Annotated in this window: 2 protein-coding genes; both read right to left on the bottom strand. The window is 69.2% G+C overall.

The genetic code is table 11. The features are described from left to right. Window positions 1-95: 95 nt before the first annotated feature. Window positions 96-752: an SdpI family protein gene (locus Q0588_RS09985; protein WP_298745806.1), complete on the bottom strand. Its 657-nt coding sequence runs from the start codon at window positions 750-752 to the stop codon at window positions 96-98. After that, a complete protein-coding gene (locus Q0588_RS09980) occupies window positions 749-1,039 on the bottom strand; it encodes a metalloregulator ArsR/SmtB family transcription factor (RefSeq protein ID WP_298745805.1) in 291 nt (96 codons plus the stop codon). Before Q0588_RS09980 ends, Q0588_RS09985 begins: the two co-directional genes overlap by 4 nt. Between the last annotated feature and the right edge of the window lie 443 nt (window positions 1,040-1,482).

Raw genomic sequence — 1,482 nt, 5'->3', positions numbered from 1 at the left:
GTGCTCCTTGTGATGAACCAGCTTTCGTCGGGCCCAGCGAGCAGAAGGCGCGTCAACTCAAGCGACGATTGCTCTAGCCGCCGCCGGGGCGCGGCTCAGAAGGGTTGCCGGTCCGGGTCGGTGCGCCAGACGCGCCAGCTTTCGACGACGGCCCAGAGGGCGGCGATCAGCACGGCGCCGATCAGGAGTTGATAGCCGAGGGGCTGGGGGGCGAGGGGCGCGGCGGCGAGGCCGGCGAGGCCGATGACGAAGAGCAGCCGCCCGGCCAGACGGTTGGAGCGGTCCCAGGCCAGCCGGCTCTTGTAGCTCCACGGCGTGCGCACGCCGGCGATCGGGTTCGGTCCGACGCGGCCGAGCACGGCGCCGACCAGCAGGAACAGGACGGACAGGCCGGCCATGGGGACGGCCGAGCCCAGCGAGGTCAGGCCGCTGAGGCTGGCCGCCCCGAAAAACAGGCCCAGGCACAGGAAGGTCAGCAGGATCGCCAGCTGGCCGAAGCGCAGCGCGCGCGCCCGGGCGCGGTCCTGCGCCCGGCGGGCGGCCGCGCCCATGCCGCCGGCCAGGACGCCGGTCAGCAGGCCGAGCCCCACGACGCCGCCGCCGATGGCCTCGCGTCCGGCCCAGGCGTCAGCCTGGCCGTCGGGCCCGAAATGATAGGGCATCAGCTCCAGCGGCCCGGCGAGAAAGATCGCGGCGCCGGCGGCGACGATCAGCAGGCTGAGGCCGAGGGTGGCGCGGTCGAGGGCGGTCATCGACGGGTCTCCTCTTCGGGGTCGTGGCGGCCGGCGCCGGTCATCCGCAGCAGGAAGGCGAGGGCCTCCTCGACAGCCGAAATCTCCAGCCGGTAGCGGATCGAGGCCCCGGCGCGCTCGGGCGAGACCAGGCCGGCCTGCTTCAGCACATTGAGGTGGCCGGTGATGGTCGGCCAGCTCATGTCGAAGGCGGCGGCGATGTCGCCGGACGCCATCGGCCCCTTGCGCAGCATCTCGATGATGCGGCGGCGCACGGGGTGGGACAGGGCCTTGAACAGGGCGTTCATAGGGAGGAAGATAATTAGGAGGTAGACTAATAGCAAGATGCTTTGGGAACGGCGGACGATTCACCCGGGCGGATCAGAAAATTTGGTGTGGCGGAGTCGGCAGGGTCGGCAGAGTCGGCGCCGAAATCGAGTATGGCAGAGTCGGCAGAGTCGGCAGAGTCTACATCGTCGGCCGGCGAAAGCGCCTCTGGCGGCGGTTCGGGATTCGGTTGTCAAAGATCGTGGCACGGAAACCCCGGCATTATGCGCCCGCCGTCTCCTCAGGCGGGTTCATGACGCTGGCGCCGGGACGTTGTGCTGAAAATACAGAATGTTGGCTGTCGAAAATGTGATGGCCGGCGGCGGATTTGCAGCGCAGCAATTCCACTTTCGTCATCCTCCGGCGAGCGCAGCGAGACCGGGGGACCCAGCGGCGCCGAAGGCGATCTGTTCAGGCAGACTGT

Origin of the sequence: uncultured Brevundimonas sp. (genome assembly GCF_937870815.1) — a bacterium.
Lineage (GTDB): Bacteria > Pseudomonadota > Alphaproteobacteria > Caulobacterales > Caulobacteraceae > Brevundimonas.
Note: the sequence above shows the minus strand (reverse complement) of the source record. Positions and strands in the feature narration are given on the sequence as shown.

Excerpts from the sequence above, each read along its gene's own strand:
- Q0588_RS09980 (WP_298745805.1), bottom strand. The coding sequence starts at position 1,039 with ATGAACGCCCTGTTCAAGGCCCTGTCCCACCCCGTGCGCCGCCGCATC.
- Q0588_RS09985 (WP_298745806.1), bottom strand. The coding sequence starts at position 752 with ATGACCGCCCTCGACCGCGCCACCCTCGGCCTCAGCCTGCTGATCGTC.